General features: G+C 68.0%; 1 protein-coding gene. It reads left to right on the forward strand.

All coding sequences use genetic code 11. The annotated features are described in order from the left end of the window. On the forward strand, nucleotides 1–256 hold a 256-nt coding region (locus SB660_RS21985; protein WP_410584572.1), incomplete at both ends, for an alpha/beta hydrolase.

Below are 256 nucleotides of genomic sequence, written 5' to 3' on the forward strand. Positions count from 1 at the left end.
GACGGAATGCCGAAGCCGATCGCCTATCAGGCGTTGCCGCCCGCCGTCGACGGCATCATCTATGCCTACGGCCCCGATTCCCACCCCCATCCCGACGTTCCTCGCGGAACGATCACCGAGGTGCCGCTCGGCGACAGCGCCCGTTACCCCGGGCCCTCCCGCCGGGTCTGGATCCACGCACCGTCCAGCCTCGACCCCACGATCGGAGCACCCGTCATGGTGTTCAACGATGGCTGGTGGTACCTGGACCCCGATG

Source organism: Bacillus sp. SIMBA_005 (assembly GCF_046535585.1).
GTDB classification, from domain to species: Bacteria; Bacillota; Bacilli; order Bacillales; family Bacillaceae; genus Bacillus; species Bacillus pumilus.